Here is a 15,509-nt window from a genome sequence, read left to right as displayed (position 1 = left end):
GCGGCGGCTGCCGAGGCATCCGGGGAGGGATGCCGACCGCGGCCTTGTGGGGGGGTGCGGAGAAATTCGGGGGTGACGCCGTCATGTCCGGTTGCCATGTCCCGCGGGATTCTCGTCCCGCCGCCCCGGTGTCCGTGTGACGAAAGCCGAGGAATTCCCGTGCGACGTACGACCTCCGTCCTGCTGTCCCTGAGCGCCCTGCCGGCGGCCTCCGCGCTGGCCGTTCCCACCGCCGTCGCGGCGCCCGGAGCCGACCGGCCGGCGGCCGCCCCCGCCGGCTGGGAGGCGGTGGACGCGACCGCTCTGGCCCGGATCACCGGGGAGAAGGACGCCCCGCGGGCTCCGCTCGCCGCCGGGGACGCCGCCGCCGCGGAGCCCGAACTGCTGGCCGTGCAGTCGGTGCGCAACAACCGTTTCGTGGCCACCGAGAAGACCTACGCCGCGCCGAACACCGGCGTCCAGCGGGCCCGTTCGACCGAGTTCTGCGGCTCCTGGGAGAGCTACGCCTTCGAGTGGGACGAGGCCACCCGGACGTACGCGCTGCGGTCCCTGGCGAACAACCGCTACGTGGCGGTGGAGAAGAACTACACCGGCAGCGCGCAGAACGTACTGCGGGCCCGCTCCACGAGCGTGGGCGGCTGAGAGCGGTTCGTCCTCTACTACAACGAGACGCTCGACCGCTGGGCGCTCCGGTCCACGCTGAACGGGCTCTTCGTCACCATGGAGAACGGCTACACCGGTTCGCTCCAGTACGCGCTGCGCGCCCGCTCCGCCGAGGTGACGGGCTCGTGGGAGGAGTTCGTCCTCTACGGCATCGGCGCCTGACACCAGTCCTGCTCGGCGAGGGCCAGCATGGCCGCGACGGTGCCCTCGTCGGGCAGGGGGCCGTGGTCCCCGACGACCTTCAGCGCGGACCCGGCGGTGAGGTGACCCAGACGCAGGGCCCGGGTGAGACCGGTGCCGTTCCACAGTCCGGCGAGGAATCCCGCCGCGAACGCGTCCCCGGCGCCCACCGGCTCCACGACCTCGGTGGCCAGCGCGGGCACGGTGCACACGCCCTGCTCGGTGAACGCGGTGGCGCCCCGCCCGCCGTCCTTGACGACGAGGACGCGCGGGCGGCTCAGCAGCCGGCGGACGTCCGCCTCGGTCAGGCCGGCGCCCCACAGGTCCTGTGCCTCGTCCAGGCCGACGAAGACGATGTCGGCGCGGTCGGCCAGCTCCCGGAGCACCGAGGGGGCCGTGTCCGGCGGCCACAGCGCGGCACGGTGGTTGACGTCGAAGCTGACGGCGTGGGTGCGGTGCGCCGGCGGCGTGCGGAGCGCCCGTTCGACCAGGGCCCGGCAGGACGGGGACAGGGCCGGGGTGACGCCGGTCAGGTGGAGAAGGGCGGCGTCGCCGAACCGTTCGTCGTCCAGGAGGTCGGGGCCGAGGGCCGAGGCCGCCGAGCCGGTGCGGTAGTAGTGCACGCGGGTGCCCGCCGGGCCGGGGTCCTTCAGGAGCAGGCCGGTGGGCCGGGCCGGGTCGGTGCGCACTCCGGAGACGTCCACACCCGCCCGTGCGACGGCCGCCCGCACCCGCCTGCCGAGGGCGTCGTCGCCGACGGCCGAGAGCCAGGAGACGGGCAGGCCCAGGTCCGCGAGGTACATGGCCACGTTGGACTCCGCGCCCGCCACCGACAGACGGAGGGAGTCGGTGCCGTCCAGCGGGTGGGGCGGGGGTGGGGCCATGGCCGCCATGGTCTCGCCGAGGCACACCACGGGCCCCCGCGGCAGCCGCCAGGGGTTCGAGCCGGTCACGCCCTCTCCTCCCCCGTCGCCGGGACCGGGGTGTCGAGACGGCACGCGGACGCCGGACGTCCCGGCACGTCGACCCGGAGGGAGAACAGCGCCCCGTCGTCGGGCCCCGGGGCGGCGAGGCCCACGCGCGCGGTCGTGATGTGCAGGACGTCGCCCTCCAGGCACAGTCCGGCGGGTTGCCGGGCGGACAGGCGCACGACGCGGTCGAGGACCCCGTCCGGACGGTACCGGCGTACCGTGCCCGTCCCCCACATCGCCACCCACAGGCCGTCCTCGGCGTCCACGGTCATCCCGTCGGGGCTGCCCTCGTCCGTCGTGGCGAAGGTCTCGGGCGTGCCCAGGCTGCCCGTGGCCGGGTCGACCGGGTAGCGCCGGACGACGCCCCGGGCGCTGTCGGCCAGGTACATGGCACGGCCGTCGGCCGTGAACGCGGGGCCGTTGGGCACGGTGAGGCCGTCGAGGACGCGTTCCACGTCTCCGTCGTGGCCGACCCGGTAGAGCGAACCGGCGCCCTCGGTGGTGTCGTACGCCATGCTGCCCGCCCAGAAGCGGCCGGACGGATCGGCGGTGGCGTCGTTCATGCGCATGCGTACGGGGGTGTCGTCGTCCCCCTCGGGCCGCGCGAGCCAGGTCGTCGCTCCGCCGGGGGTGAGCAGGCAGATGCCCGTTCCGGCGGCTGCCGTCCAGGTGCCCGGCCGGTCGGCGACGGGTGCCACCGCGCCCAGCGGGCAGGGCAGTTCGGCCAGCACGCGCAGCGGCGCGTCGTCCGGCCCGGTGGCCTCCAGCAGGCGTCCGGCGAGGATGTCGACGAGCACCAGACGGCCGTCGGCCAACCACCGGATGCCCTCGCCCAGTTCCAGCCGGTCGGGGCGGGGTGAGCGCAGCGCGTCGGTCACGGGCGGGCCTCCCGGACGGCGGCGCGGAAGGCCCGGGCGCGGGCGCGGAGGCCGTCGAGGCTGCCCCCGTCCGCGGCGTCGCCGATCAGCGGGGAGCCGACCCCGACCGCCGTGGCACCGGCCGCGAGGTGGGCGCGGGCCGCGGCCTCGTCGACACCGCCGACCGGCACCAGTGGCTCGTCGGGGAAGGGTCCGCGCAGGGCCTTGACGTAGTCCGGCCCGCCGGCCTGGGCCGCCGGGAAGATCTTCAGCGCGGTGGCGCCGAGGGCGCGTGCCGCGATGATGTCGGTGGGCGTCATGACGCCGGCCAGGACGGGCATGCCCCGCTCCCGGGCGGCCGTGACGCCCTCCCCCAGGCCGGGGGTGACGGCGAAGTCGGCCCCGGCCCGGTGGGCGGCCACGGCGTCGTCGGCGGTGAGGACCGTCCCCGCGCCCAGGGGCCGGCCGGGTCCGAGGGCAGCCCTGGCCCGCTCGATGACGCCGAGGGCGTCCTTGCCGGTCAGGGACACCTCGATGAGCTCCAGGCCCTCCTCGGCCAGGGTCAGTACGGTACGCAGCGCGGCGTCGGGGTCGTCTCCACGCACGATGGCGACGAGGCGGTGGGCGGTCAGGGCCGCTCGTAGCTCCACAGGCGGGTCTCCTCCTCCGGGATCAGGGGGTTCACAGGTCGGTCGGCGCGCAGCGGCACTCGGCGGCCAGGGTAAGACGCCACCGCACCTCGCCGGAGGCCGGGACCCGGGCGGCGTCACCGGGGCCCGCCTCGGCGAGGTCGAAGACGCGTCCGAGCATCGGTTCGACACCGGTGCTGCGGTAGGGACGTCCGGCGGGGAATCCGCCCAGGTTGCGCCAGAGGGCCACGGACCGGGGCTGCGCCTCGCACTCCAGGGTGAACGCCAGCCGGTCGGGCCCGTCGTGGACGCAGCAGCGGGCGGTGTCCACGACGGCGCCGACCGCGGTGCCGTCCCGGGGTCCGAACCGGCCGAGCGGCAGTCCGTGTGGTTGGGGCCATGTGCCCTCCAGCCGGTCGGCGCCCGCCGGCCACGGCCGGTCCAGGAGCGCGGCCGCCTCGGGGAAGAGGCGGGTCCGCGCACCGTGCGGTGCGCGCAGGACGGCGGCCCCGGAGAGGTCGAGCAGGGCGTGTGCCGCCCAGACGAAGCGGAAGCCCGGGTCGGCGGTCAGTACGTAGTGGACCTCGGCGCCGGTGGCGGCGGCGCGGATCGTGCGGGCCAGGGCGAAGCGGTCGCAGTGGACGGTCCACGTGCCGTTCCCGTCGCTTGTCCCGGCACCGGCACCGGTCCCGCTGCCGTACTGGTCTGCCGTCCACGGGCGGGACCAGGCGTCGCCGTGGTCGGGTGTGCCCCGGACGGTGGGGACGCACTCCTCCAGGCCGCCCGCGTCGACGAACGCGTCCCCGGGCGACACCGTGGCCCGGCCGGGGGCGTGGCGGTGCCACAGCCACTCCCGTCCGCCGGCCCGCAGCGAGGTCCAGCGTCCGCCGTGGGCGGGGTCGACGGCGATGTGGACCGGCCCCGGGCTCACCACTCCGCGAAGGATCCGTCGGGCTGCCGCCACACCGGGTTGCGCCAGGTGTGTCCGGCGCGGTCGGCGGCGCGTACGGCCTTCTCGTCGATGTCGATGCCCAGGCCGGGCGCGTCCTGGCGTGGGGCGTGTCCGTCGACGAAGCGGAACGGCTCGGTGTCCACGAGGTAGGTCAGCAGGTCGGCGTTCTTGTTGTAGTGGATGCCGCGGCTCTGTTCCTGGATGAGGAAGTTGGGGGTGGCGAAGGCGACCTGGAGGCTGGCGGCCAGGGCGATCGGGCCGAGCGGACAGTGCGGGGCGAGCAGGGCGCCGTAGGTCTCGGCGAGGGAGGCGATGCGGTGCACCTCGGAGATCCCGCCGGCGTGCGAGAGGTCCGGCTGGACCACGGCGACACCCGCGGTGAGGACGGGCAGGAACTCACCGCGGCCGTAGAGCCGTTCGCCGGTGGCGAGCGGGACGCCGGTGGCGGCGGCGAGCCCGGAGAGCAGGTGGCTCTGCTCTGGTACGACCGGTTCCTCGACGAACAGCGGGTGCAGGGGGGCGAGTTCGCCCAGGACCCGGCGGGAGCTCGCGGCGGTGAAGCGGCCGTGGAAGTCGACGGCGACGTCGCGGTCCGGTCCGAGTGCCTCCCGGGCCGCGGCCACCCGGGCGACGACGGCCGCGGTCTCGGCGGGGGCCGCCACCGGTGAGACCCGGCCGGCGGCGTTCATCTTCACCGCGGTGAAGCCGGCCTCCACCTGCGCGGTGACCTGCTCGGTGAGCGCGGCGGGCTCGTCGCCGCCCACCCAGGCGTAGACGCGCACCCGGTCGCGCACGGGTCCGCCCAGCAGGGCGTGCACGGGTGCCCCGTAGGACTTGCCGGCGATGTCCCACAGGGCCTGGTCGAGGCCGGCGACGGCGCTGGACAGCACCGGGCCGCCCCGGTAGAAGCCGCCCTTGGTGAGGACCTGCCAGTGGTCCTGGATGCGCAGCGGGTCCTTGCCGACGAGTTGCTCGGCGAGGACGTCGACGGCGGCGCGGACCACTTCGGCGCGGCCCTCGACGACGGGTTCGCCCCAGCCGACCACGCCGTCGTCGGTTTCGACGCGGCAGAACAGCCAGCGCGGCGGGACCAGGAACGTTTCAATGCGGGCGATCTTCACTTAGCGGTGCAGCCTTTCCGTCTCGTCCGGCGCGTCCGTCTCGGCCGTCGCGCCCGTCGTCGCGCCCGTCGTCGCGTCCGTGGGCGCGGCCGTCGTCGCGTCCGGTTCGTCGGCGTGGCCGATCCGGTCCTGGTCGCGGTCGGCCTGGTCGAGCAGGGCGCGCATCGCGGCCTCCGCGGCGCGGGGGTCCTGCTCCCGGACGGCGTCCAGGACCGCCCGGTGGGCCGGTACCGGGTCCCCGCTGTGCGGCGAGCTGTGCACGATGCGGTCGCGGTGGGCGAGTCCGGACTCGATCACCATCTCCATGCGTTCGAGGAGTTCGTTGTGGGTGGCGGCGAGCAGGGCGCGATGGAAGGCGAGGTCGGCGTCGACGGCGCGGCCGGGGTCGGCTTCCCGCTCCCCCATCGCGGCCAGGGCGGCGTCCAGTGCGGCGAGGTCCTCGTCGGTGCGGCGGCCGGCGGCGATGCGCACGGCGGCCGGTTCGATGATGGCGCGCACCTCGGCGAGGTTGCTCAGCAGTGCCTGGTCGGAGCCGGTGGTGCTGCCGCCCTCGAACTGCCAGCGCAGGACGTCGGCGTCGAGCAGGTTCCAGTCGGCGCGGGCGCGGACGAAGGTGCCGCGCTTCTGACGGGCGTCGACCATGCCCTTGGCGGCCAGCACCTTCAGCGACTCGCGCAGCGCGGTGAGGCTCACGTCCAGCTCGCTCTGCAGCGCGACCAGGTCGAGCGTGGCGCCCTCGGGAATCTGCCCGCCCAGGATGCGGCGGGCGAGGGCTTCCACGGTCTGGCCGTGCACGCCGCGACGGGCGTAGGGCGTCATGTCGTACAGCCTTTCTGCTGAGGGGTGCTTCGGGGACGGGTCACGCGGAGGCCTTGACGACGCTCCAGCCGCCGTCGACGAGCAGGTGGGACCCGGTGATGTAGGCGGCCTCGTCGGCGGCGAGGAAGGCGATGGCCGCGGCCACTTCGGCGGGGGTGCCGAAGCGCCGGGCGGCGGTCTCGGCGACGCTGCGTTCCCGGTCCGCCGGTGACACCCGGTCCCAGGCGGCCGTGAGGACGGGCCCGGGCAGGACCGCGTTCACGCGGACCTCCGGTCCGTACTCGACGGCCAACTGGCCGCACAGGGACAGCAGGGCGCCCTTGGACGCGGCGTAGGCCGGGTGGCCGGGGATGCCCCTGTGGGCGTGGACGGAGGAGGTCAGCACCACGGCGCCGTGCCGTTCGCGCAGGTCGGGCAGGAGGGCACGGAAGCCGAGGAAGGCACCGGTGAGGTTGACGGACAGCTGCCGCTCCCAGGAGGCGAGGGGCATGGTGTGGGCGGGGAGGACGTCGACGGTGTAGGCGTTGCTGACGAGGACGTCCACCGGGCCGAAGGCGTGCGCGGCGGTGACCAGCCGCGTCCAGTCGTCCTCCGCGGCGACGTCGGCGGCGACGAACTCGGCCCGGCCGCCGTCCTCGGCAATCCGCTCGGCGACGGCGGTGCCGCGTTCCTCGTCGACGTCGGCGAGGACGACGGCGGCGCCCTCGCGGGCGAGGCGTTCGGCCGTGGCGGCCCCGATGCCGGAGGCCGCCCCGGTGACCACGGCCGTGCGGCCGGTGAAGCGGGCGGCTGCCCCCGTCTCGGGTGCGTCCATCGTGGGCTCTCCTCCTTCGGTACGGCGCGGCGGCCGGATGTCACCGGCCGTGCTGGGAAACATATGCGCCCTCACTCCCCTGCCGGGTCAGGACCACCATCTCGGCGTCGTGGCCGGCGCTCCACTGGAACGGCAGTCCGTGGTGGAGCAGGTGGGCTCCGCCGTACGTCGTGTCCGTCGCCCGGTCGTGGTAGCGGGCGGCCGGGTCGAGGCCGCGCAGGCGCAGGCGGTCGGGGCGCCCGGGCAGCAGCGGGGCTCCGTCCAGGCGTCCGGTGCTCAGCGCGGCGACCACGGTGCGCCGGCCGTCCGGCGCGTCGAACTGAACGCCGCAGGTCGCGTCGCCCGGGGCGCCCAGGAGGCGGGTCTCGCCGTGGTGGATCACCTCGCGCACGTCCTTGTAGCGGGCGATCCACCCGGCCGCCTCGGCACGCTGCTCCGCCGTCCAGGCGCGCAGGTCGGCTCCGATGCCGAGGACCCCGCACATGGCGCTGACGAAACGGAAGGCGAGGCTGCGCGGGCGGGGGTCGAAGATGCCGGGGGCGTCGGTGACCCAGGAGCTCATGACGTGCGGGGCGTGGGCGTGCAGAAAGCCGTACTGGATGGACAGCCGGTCCAGCGGCGCGGTGTTGTCGCTGGGCCAGACGACGTCGGTCCGGGCCAGGGTGGCGTGCTCGACGCGTGCCCCGCCGCCCGCGCAGCCCTCGACGGTGACGTCCGGGTGGGCGGTGCGCAGGTGGTCCAGGACGCGCAGGTAGCCGGCGACGTGCCGGGCGTCCAGGTCGAGGTGGTCGGCGGGGTGTGCGCCGGGGCGGCCGCGTTCGGTGGGCGGCCGGTTCATGTCCCACTTCAGGTAGCCGATGTCGTACTCGGTGAGCAGCCGGTCCAGGGTGGCGATCACGAAGTCCTGGACGTCGGTGCGGCCGAGGTCGAGCAGCAGCTGGTTGCGGACCAGGCGGGAGGGGCGGCCCTCGATCCGGTAGACCCAGTCGGGGTGTTCGGCGTGCAGCCGGCTGCCGGGGCTGACGGCCTCGGGCTCGACCCACAGGCCGAAGTCCATGCCCAGGGCCCGTACCTCGTCGACGAACCGGCCGAAGCCGTGCGGGAACGCCTCGGGGTCCGGGTACCAGTCGCCGAGCCCGCCGGTGTCGTCGGCGCGTCCGGTGAACCAGCCGTCGTCCACGACGAACAGTTCGGCGCCGATGTCCGCGGCCGCCCTCGCCAGCTCCAGCTGCCCGGCCTCGTCGACGTCGAAGCCGGTGGCCTCCCAGGAGTTGTAGAGGACCTTGCGGGTGCGGTGCAGCCGGTCGCCGGCGAGCCGGCGTTCGTAGCGGTGCCAGACGCGGGAGAGCCCGTCGAGTCCCCCGGCGCTGAAGGCACAGGCGAGCCTCGGGGTGGTGAGGGTCTCGCCGGGTGCCAGGAACACCGCTTGCTCGTGCGGGACGCGTCCGGCCCGGATCCGCAGGCCCGCGCCGGGTTCGGCCTCGGCGGTGAGGTGCCAGTTGCCCGGCCAGTCGAGGGCGACGCCGTACGCGCCCGGTCCGTCCTCGCCCTGTACGGCGAGCCAGGGGGCGTGGGCGTGGCCGGGGACGCCCTGGCCGCTGCCGATGGTGAAGGTGCCCCGGGCGAGTTCGAGCCGGGTGTGCTGGAACTCCTGCGACCACTGTCCGGTGAGGTGGGTCAGTACGGGGGTGCCGGTGACGGGGACGTTCACGGCGGCCGAGTCGATGCGGTCCAGGCGCAGTTCGCCGGTCCCGGTGGCGGTGAGCTCGGTCCAGCGCAGGACGACGTCGGTGCCGGGGACGGTCGCGTAGCACAGGACGGTGCGCAGCCCGAGGACCTCGTCGGTGAAGGTGAGGCGCAGGGTCTGCGCGCCCTCCCCGGCACCGACGCCCTCCCCGGTCCCGACGCCCTCCTCGGCGCCGGCGAACTCCCACCAGACGCCGCGTTCCGCGCCGGGGCGGGACGCGACGAGGTCGGCGCCGGTGAACGGCCGCAGTCCCTGCGGGATGTACTCGGCGGGGGCGGCGTCGGCGGGCGTGATGAAGTGGGTGCGCCGTGACCAGTCCAGCGCGGACGGTCCGTCCTCCACGCCCAGGGGGCCCCAGGCGTCGAGTTCGGCCCACGGTCCGTCCGGGGAGAGCCGGACCGTGTAGCTGGTGTGTTCGGTGCGCAGGGTCCAGCGCGGGGTCGAAGTCACTTCACCGCTCCGAGGTTGAGGCCGGCCACGAAGTGCCGCTGGAATCGCAGGAACACGGCGACCGTGGGGGCGGCGGCGATGACGGATCCGGCGGCGATCACGTTCCACATCGACACGTACTGTCCCTGGAGGCCGATGAGGGCGGCGGTGATCGGCATCTTGGTGTCGCTGCGCAGGACGGTGATCGCCCAGAGCAGGTCGTTGAAGATCCAGGTGAAGGAGAGGGCGCTGAGCGCGGCGAGGGCCGGGCGGGCCAGCGGCAGGATGATCCGCCAGAAGACCTGCCAGGGCCCGGCGCCGTCGACGACCGCGGCCTGCTGGATCTCGGGCGGGATGGCGCGCATGAAGCCGTGCAGCACGAAGACGTAGAAGCCGACGCCGAAGCCGATCTGTACGCCGATGAGGGCGGGCAGGGTGTCGTACACGCCCATCAGCTCGCTGAGTTTCGACACCGGGATGAGCAGGATCTGCGGGGGCAGCAGGTTGCCGCCGAGCATCAGCAGCAACAGCGAGCGGCGCAGGGGGATTTCGTAGCGGCTGAGGGCGAAGGCCGCCATGGCCGACAGGGCGAGGGTGGCCAGCACGCACGGCACGGTCACCAGCAGGCTGTTGATCAGGGCCTGCTGCTGACCGCCGTCGGACCAGGCCTGCGAGAAGTTGCCGAGGGTGAAGGAGCGGGGCCAACTGCCCAGGCCGTGGGCGGCGATGTCGTCGAAGGAGCGCAGGCTGGTCACCAGGACGAGCGCGATGGGCAGCAGCCACAGCAGGGCCAGCGCACCGGCGCTCAGGTGGAAGCCGGCGGTCGCGGCCCGACGGCGGCGCAGGGCCTCGGAGTTGCGGGTCCCGGAGGGGTGTGCGGTCGTCATCAGTCGGCCTCCCGGAAGGCGCGGACCAGGTAGGAGGCGATGACGCCGAAGGCCAGCACGAAGATGACGACGGCCAGGGCGGAGCCGTAGCCCAGGCGCAGGGACTGGAAGGCGGTCGAGTACATGTAGGTGCTCAGCAGCTCGGAGGAGTGGTAGGGGCCGCCGCGGGTCAGTGACCACACGACGTCGAAGGAGCGCAGCGAGTCGATGACGATGACGGACAGGACCACGGCGTTGACGCTGCGCAGCTGGGGCAGGGTGACGTGCCGGAAACGCTGCCAGGGGCTCGCTCCGTCGACCTTGGCGGCCTCGTACAGGGCCGGGTCGATGCCCTTGAGGCCGGCCAGGTAGAGCACCATCACGTAGCCGATCTGCCGCCACAGGGCGGGCACGATGACGGCGTACAGGGCGGTGTCCCGATCGGCGAGCCAGGCGTGGCGCAGGCTGCCGAGGCCGACCGATTCGAGGAGTTGGTTGAGGACGCCGTCGGGCTGGTAGATCGCCTGCCAGACGAGGGCGGTGGCGACCAGGGAGAAGACGACGGGCAGGAAGAGCGCGGCCCGGTAGAAGCCGACGCCGCGCCGCTCCTGCTGGAGCAGCAGCGCGGCGGCGAGGCCGAGCAGGGCGGACAGGCCGCCGAAGAGCACCAGCCACAGCACCGTGTGCCAGGTCGCGCTGCGGAAGACCTCGTCGTGGGCCATCTCGCGGAAGTTGCCGAGGCCGACGAAGGTCGGGGCGGAGACGCCGTCCCAGTCGGTCAGGGCGAGGTAGAAGCCCTGGAGCGCGGGCCAGAACACCCACACGGCCTCGGCGAGCAGGGGGACGAGGAGGAAACCGAGGACCAGCGGGGGCGTGCGGCGGGGACCGCGGGGCCGCTTGCGGCCGGGTGGTGCGGCGGTGCGGGGCTTTCGGCCGGGGGCGGTCAGGACGGCCATGTCACGCCCGCCAGATCTTCTCGGCCTCACGCTGCCAGGTGGTGAGGACGGAGTCGATCGCCTTCGGCTCGGCGATGAACCGGGTCAGCGCGGTGTCGGCGGCGGGCTGCATGGCGTCGCTGGAGTCCCGGTTGAAGAACTGGGTGATCTCGGCCGCCTCCTCGATGTGCTTGCGGCCCTTCTTGACGAGCGCGGTGCCCGCGTCGGCGGCGTCGGGGTGGCAGGGCAGCGCGGTGCCCGAGGAACCCTTGACGTAGATCTCCTGTGCCTCGGCGGTCGCCAGGTAGCGCAGGACGCCGAGCACGGCGTCGCGCTTGCCGGTGCGGGCGCTGGCGAAGTAGCCGTCGGTGGGTGCCTCTTCGGCGAGCGGCACCTTGGGGTCGATGACCGGGAAGCGGAAGAAGTCGATGTCGTCCAGCGCGTCCTTGGGCGCCGCGTCGGCGAAGAAGGTGCCGATGAGCATCATGCCGGTGCGGCCGTTGAGCAGGGAGGTGGTCGCGTCCTGGAAGGCGACGGCGGTGCCGTCGGGGTCGAAGTAGGGCAGGATCTCCCGCCAGCGGTCGAAGACCTTGTGCACCTGGGGGTCGTCGAAACGGTGCTTGCCCGCGAGGAGTTCGCGGTGGTACTGCGCTCCGTTGACGCGGATGTCGAGGTAGTCGAACCAGGCCGAGGCGACCCAGGCGGTGTTGCCGCCGGCGCCGAGTCCGATGGGGTCGACGCCCTTGCCCTTGAGGGTGTCGCACAGGTCGAGGAAGTCGTCCCAGGTCTCGGGCTCGCTCACGCCCCACTTCGCGAAGTTGGACTTCCGGTAGAACATGCCCCACCAGTAGTAGGTGGTGGGGACGAAGACCTTCTTGCCCGAACTCGCGGTGCACAGCGTGTCCAGCGCCTTGGAGTAGCGCTTGAGGTCGGCCGACTCCCACACCTCGCCGAGGTCGAGCAGCAGGTCCTTCTTGGCGTAGGCGTCCGCCACCGAGCCGGGGTACCAGGTGTAGACGTCCGGCGGGTTGGCCGAGGTGAGGTAGGTCGGCAGCTGGGTGCGGAAGGTCTCGGCGGCGACGGTGTTGAGGCTGAGGCCGCCGGTGTTCTTCTTGCCGTAGTCGGCGACCAGGTCCCCCATCGCGGCCTTGGCCTGGGGGGCGGACAGGTTGGACTGGAGGGTCACGTCCCCGTCGGACGAGCTGGTGCCGCTGGACCCGGAGGTCACGCAACCGCTGAGCAGGGCCGCGCTCCCGGCGGCCCCGACACCGGCGAGGAACCCGCGCCGGCTGGGCAGATGGATCGTCATGTCAGGCTCCTACGGGTCCACGGGGGCGGGGCGGCCGCGGTCCTGCGGCCGTGCCCCGCCTCGGCGGATCCAGATTCGCGTGGCGTGTCCGCCACGTCAAGGATAATTACTAATTTATTTGATCCGGGTCAGATGAACGTGCCCGTCCACGCCCCGGTACACGAGGTCGACGGCACCGTCCGTCGCGGCCACGGCACCCGGCGCGCCCTCGACGGCGGCACTGGGGAACTCCGCACGCTTGGTCCAGCCCTGCCACGCGCCGTCGCTGAACCGCTGCTGCCAGAGCGTGTAGTCCCCGGCCCGGGCGTACAGGACCACGGCATCACCGACGGCGACCAGCGTCGGGCTGCCGCCGACGGTCCCGCCGAGCGAACTCCACCGCGACCACCGTCCCGCCGCCTGCCGGGTGCGGCTCCACACCTCGTCCGCCGAGGTGCGCACGGCCAGGTGGACCCGCCCCTGGGCGTCGATCACCGCGGAGGGACGCCCGTACGTGGGCCGGTCACCGGGCGCGCCGAGCGACGTCCAGCCGGCCGAGGGGCCGCGCTGCACGACGCGGCCGTCCGCTCCGCGCGCGAAGAGCGTCCAGTGCCCCGGGTCGGCGAACGCCACGGACGGGGCGTCCGTCAGCCGCCCGCCGAGGTCGTGCCAGCGTCCCCAGCGCCCGTGGTCGAACACCCTCCGGTACGCGTGGGAGTCGGCGCCGCGCACGAAGACGTCGATACGGCCGTCCGCCGAGGCGTACGCGGCGGGCTGGCCCAGGATCCCGCCCCGGACGGGGCCGCCGAGGCTGCGCACGGCAGGGCGCCCCTTCCCCTCGGTCCGGACCGTGAGCGTGCCGCCGGGACCGCGCGCGAAGGTGGTGGGACCGGCCGCGCCGCGCACCACGGCCGGGCTCGCGGTGGCCCGCTGCCCCAGGTCGGTACCGGGCAGGGCGTCCTCGCCGCTCAGCTTCAGCAGCGCGGTGCCGTGCGCCGGGACCTCGACCGTGTACGACCCGGTGTGCGTGCCCCGGTCGGCGCGGGCCCGCAGGTCGCGTACGCCCACCGTGCCGCCGAGCCCGGCGTCGGCGAAGTCCACCGTGCGCCGCGCCGGTCGGTCGGACCGGTTCAGCAGGACGACCGCACGCTTCCCCCGGCCGCCGAGCACCTTGCTGTACACGTCACCGGTGGTGTCGCTCGCCACCCGGACACCCTGCACCGCCAGGGGGTCCTGGTTCACGGCGATGATCTCGGGGTTGCGCAGCGTCCGGAGCATCGGCTCGGACAGTGTGCGCGGATCGGTGCCGAGCACCAGCGGCGAGGCCATCTCGGCCCACATCACGAACTGGGTGGTGGACTCCTCCTGGGTCAGCTCCGGTGTGCCGTCCGTCATGCGGCGCATCGGGATCAGGTAGTCGGGGTCGTTGTAGTGGCCCGGCCCCTGTGCCTCGGGATGCCACGCGTTGGCGTCCATGTTGCGCAGTACGTTGGCCCACTGTCCGGGGCTGGGGGTGCCCCACGCGATGTCCGTCCCGGTGCGCCAGGAGTCGGCGATCGTCGGGGCATAGGCGTAGGTGTTGTGGGCGTCCTGCTCGGGGGTGTGCGGCAGGCCCCAGTCGTCGGTCAGCGGGTTGCACAGGTTGAGCAGCATCTTCCGCCCGGCCTTGGCGACCGCGTCGGAGAACTCCTTGAAGGCCGGGCCCGGATCGAGTTGCGCGCCGATGCCGCACAGGAAGTCGACCTTGATCGCGTCGACCTTCCAGTCGGCGAACTGCCGGGCGTCCTCCTCGTAGTGGCCCCGACTGCCCAGACCGCAGCTCTTGCCGCCGTCGTAGGCCCCGGCGTCGGTGTAGATGCCGGCCTTGAGGCCGCGCTCGTGGAGGTAGGTCACCAGCGCGGGGATGCCGGACGGGAAACGGTCGGGATGCGCGACCAACCGGCCCCGCGCGTCGCGGGGGTTGTCGGCCTGCCAGCCGCCGTCGAGCCAGACGATGTCGTAGCCGCTGTCGCGCAGACCGCTGGAGACCAGCCGGTCGGCGACCGAACGCACCTCCGCTTCGGTGGGCGCGCCGAGCCCGTAGTAGGTGTTCCAGCCCATGTACGGGGTCGGCGCGAGCCCGCTGTCGTAGTAGTCGGGCGCTCCTTGGTCGACCGTCGCGCGCTCGGGCTTCGCACCGCCGGCGGGCGCCGCGGTGGCGGAGGGCGCGGTGGTGGCGGTCAGGGTCAGGACCAGCGCGGCACCCAGGAGCGCGCCCGGCGCCGTGCGGTACGCGGATCTGCGTGCGGGTGGGAGTGGAGTCACGTGTCTCTCCGGGATCGGGAAACAGGGGGACGGCGAAGACTGTGGCCCGCCCGCGGAGCACTGTCAATGATTATTACTAATTTAACTAGACACCGGTCGGGGTGACTCCCGACTCGCGCGTTTTGCCCCATTCGTCATGGTGACCCGGATGGAGGACATCCACGTGCGACGAGGTGAGAGACATGCTGGTGCTGGGCCTCCTGCTCATGGCGGGCGCTGCCGCCTTCGCAGGCCTGCTGATCGCGTACAACCTGTCCGGCGGTCCGGACTACACCGTGACCCTGCTGGGGAGCGACCCATTCACGATCAGTACGCTCGGGGCGTTTCTCGGCGGTATCGCCCTGACCCTGATCTTCGGCCTGGGCATGTGGATGCTCATGGCCGGTACCGTGCTGGCGCGCCACCGCGGCAACAAGCGCCGCAGGGACCGCGAGACCGCCAGGCGGGCCACCGCCGAGCGGGACGAACTGGCCGGCCGCCTGGAGGGCCCGGGCAGCAGCACGAGCGCCGCTGACGAGCCGTCCGGACACCGCCGCCCGGCCGGACACCGGCCGCAGTGGCTCCGGCCGCACGGCCACCACTGACCGGCCGGAAAACCGGCCCCGAGGGGCGAGTCGGCCAGGCGGCTGCCGCCCCTCGGTGACGCTCCGGCGCGGCGCGGACGAGCGCGTCGAACAAGGATTTGCTGCGTCGGGGGGGGGGGGCCCCCGGGGGGGGGTTTTTTTTTGAGAAATTTTTTTTGGACAATAGCCCCCCCCCCCGGCCCGGGGGGCGGGGGGGGGGGGGGGGGGGCCCCCGGGGGGCCCCCCCCCCCGGGGCCCCCCCCCCCCCGGGCCCCCCCCCCCGGGGGGGGGCCCCCCCCCCCCCGCGGGGCCCCCCCCCCCCCCGCGCCCACCACGTCGGAAGCGAGCTCAAGCACCGTTCCCTGCAGGAG

13 protein-coding genes and 1 pseudogene are annotated in these 15,509 nt (G+C 73.9%); 2 read left to right on the top strand and 12 right to left on the bottom strand.

The window, feature by feature from the left end:
- Window positions 1–159: 159 nt before the first annotated feature.
- Window positions 160–825, top strand: a pseudogene (locus ACIQFU_RS05935) (fascin domain-containing protein).
- Here ACIQFU_RS05935 and ACIQFU_RS05930 read toward each other — a convergent pair.
- The 12 genes from ACIQFU_RS05930 to ACIQFU_RS05875 all read right to left on the bottom strand — a co-directional run bounded on the left by ACIQFU_RS05930 (window position 807) and on the right by ACIQFU_RS05875 (window position 14,575).
- Window positions 807–1,796: a sugar kinase gene (locus tag ACIQFU_RS05930; protein ID WP_402549296.1), complete on the bottom strand. Its 990-nt coding sequence runs from the start codon at window positions 1,794–1,796 to the stop codon at window positions 807–809. The pseudogene ACIQFU_RS05935 and the gene ACIQFU_RS05930 sit on opposite strands and share 19 nt — an antisense overlap.
- Complete coding sequence (locus ACIQFU_RS05925; protein ID WP_402549294.1) at window positions 1,793–2,692, bottom strand: SMP-30/gluconolactonase/LRE family protein; 900 nt, start codon at window positions 2,690–2,692, stop codon at window positions 1,793–1,795. The genes ACIQFU_RS05930 and ACIQFU_RS05925 overlap by 4 nt, the downstream gene beginning before the upstream one ends.
- Window positions 2,689–3,321 (bottom strand): bifunctional 4-hydroxy-2-oxoglutarate aldolase/2-dehydro-3-deoxy-phosphogluconate aldolase, encoded by a 633-nt coding sequence (locus ACIQFU_RS05920; protein ID WP_402549292.1) that lies wholly within the window; start codon window positions 3,319–3,321, stop codon window positions 2,689–2,691. The genes ACIQFU_RS05925 and ACIQFU_RS05920 overlap by 4 nt, the downstream gene beginning before the upstream one ends.
- A 31-nt stretch (window positions 3,322–3,352) precedes the next feature.
- The gene (locus tag ACIQFU_RS05915; RefSeq protein WP_402549290.1) at window positions 3,353–4,234 is read right to left on the bottom strand and encodes a hypothetical protein; all 882 of its coding nucleotides are present in this window, start codon (window positions 4,232–4,234) and stop codon (window positions 3,353–3,355) included.
- Window positions 4,228–5,373: a galactonate dehydratase gene (dgoD, locus tag ACIQFU_RS05910; RefSeq protein WP_402549288.1), complete on the bottom strand. Its 1,146-nt coding sequence runs from the start codon at window positions 5,371–5,373 to the stop codon at window positions 4,228–4,230. The genes ACIQFU_RS05915 and dgoD overlap by 7 nt, the downstream gene beginning before the upstream one ends.
- Complete coding sequence (locus tag ACIQFU_RS05905) at window positions 5,374–6,192, bottom strand: FadR/GntR family transcriptional regulator (RefSeq protein ID WP_402549287.1); 819 nt, start codon at window positions 6,190–6,192, stop codon at window positions 5,374–5,376. It abuts the gene before it with no gap.
- Window positions 6,193–6,232: 40 nt separating this feature from the next.
- The gene (locus tag ACIQFU_RS05900; protein ID WP_402549285.1) at window positions 6,233–7,006 is read right to left on the bottom strand and encodes an SDR family NAD(P)-dependent oxidoreductase; all 774 of its coding nucleotides are present in this window, start codon (window positions 7,004–7,006) and stop codon (window positions 6,233–6,235) included.
- A gap of 40 nt (window positions 7,007–7,046) precedes the next feature.
- Window positions 7,047–9,203 (bottom strand): alpha-galactosidase, encoded by a 2,157-nt coding sequence (locus ACIQFU_RS05895; RefSeq protein ID WP_402549284.1) that lies wholly within the window; start codon window positions 9,201–9,203, stop codon window positions 7,047–7,049.
- Complete coding sequence (locus ACIQFU_RS05890; RefSeq protein ID WP_402549282.1) at window positions 9,200–10,069, bottom strand: carbohydrate ABC transporter permease; 870 nt, start codon at window positions 10,067–10,069, stop codon at window positions 9,200–9,202. The genes ACIQFU_RS05895 and ACIQFU_RS05890 overlap by 4 nt, the downstream gene beginning before the upstream one ends.
- A complete protein-coding gene (locus ACIQFU_RS05885) occupies window positions 10,069–11,004 on the bottom strand; it encodes a carbohydrate ABC transporter permease (RefSeq protein WP_402549280.1) in 936 nt (311 codons plus the stop codon). The genes ACIQFU_RS05890 and ACIQFU_RS05885 overlap by 1 nt, the downstream gene beginning before the upstream one ends.
- Window position 11,005: 1 nt before the next feature.
- The gene (locus ACIQFU_RS05880) at window positions 11,006–12,292 is read right to left on the bottom strand and encodes an ABC transporter substrate-binding protein (protein ID WP_402549279.1); all 1,287 of its coding nucleotides are present in this window, start codon (window positions 12,290–12,292) and stop codon (window positions 11,006–11,008) included.
- Between the two features lie 114 nt (window positions 12,293–12,406).
- On the bottom strand, window positions 12,407–14,575 hold the full coding sequence (locus ACIQFU_RS05875; protein ID WP_402549277.1) for a glycoside hydrolase family 27 protein: 2,169 nt from the start codon (window positions 14,573–14,575) through the stop codon (window positions 12,407–12,409).
- Between the two features lie 182 nt (window positions 14,576–14,757).
- On the opposite strand from ACIQFU_RS05875, the gene ACIQFU_RS05870 reads away from it, so the two are divergent.
- On the top strand, window positions 14,758–15,159 hold the full coding sequence (locus tag ACIQFU_RS05870) for a hypothetical protein (RefSeq protein ID WP_402549276.1): 402 nt from the start codon (window positions 14,758–14,760) through the stop codon (window positions 15,157–15,159).
- Window positions 15,160–15,509 lie beyond the last annotated feature (350 nt).

Source organism: Streptomyces sp. NPDC093065, from assembly GCF_044754585.1.
GTDB lineage: Bacteria > Actinomycetota > Actinomycetes > Streptomycetales > Streptomycetaceae > Streptomyces.
Note: the sequence above shows the minus strand (reverse complement) of the source record. Positions and strands in the feature narration are given on the sequence as shown.

What these genes read in the sequence shown, in the direction of transcription:
- ACIQFU_RS05905 (WP_402549287.1), bottom strand. Translation starts at nt 6,192, where the DNA reads ATGACGCCCTACGCCCGTCGCGGCGTGCACGGCCAGACCGTGGAAGCC.
- ACIQFU_RS05900 (WP_402549285.1), bottom strand. Translation starts at nt 7,006, where the DNA reads ATGGACGCACCCGAGACGGGGGCAGCCGCCCGCTTCACCGGCCGCACG.
- ACIQFU_RS05890 (WP_402549282.1), bottom strand. Translation starts at nt 10,069, where the DNA reads ATGACGACCGCACACCCCTCCGGGACCCGCAACTCCGAGGCCCTGCGC.
- ACIQFU_RS05885 (WP_402549280.1), bottom strand. Translation starts at nt 11,004, where the DNA reads ATGGCCGTCCTGACCGCCCCCGGCCGAAAGCCCCGCACCGCCGCACCA.
- ACIQFU_RS05880 (WP_402549279.1), bottom strand. Translation starts at nt 12,292, where the DNA reads ATGACGATCCATCTGCCCAGCCGGCGCGGGTTCCTCGCCGGTGTCGGG.
- ACIQFU_RS05870 (WP_402549276.1), top strand. Translation starts at nt 14,758, where the DNA reads ATGCTGGTGCTGGGCCTCCTGCTCATGGCGGGCGCTGCCGCCTTCGCA.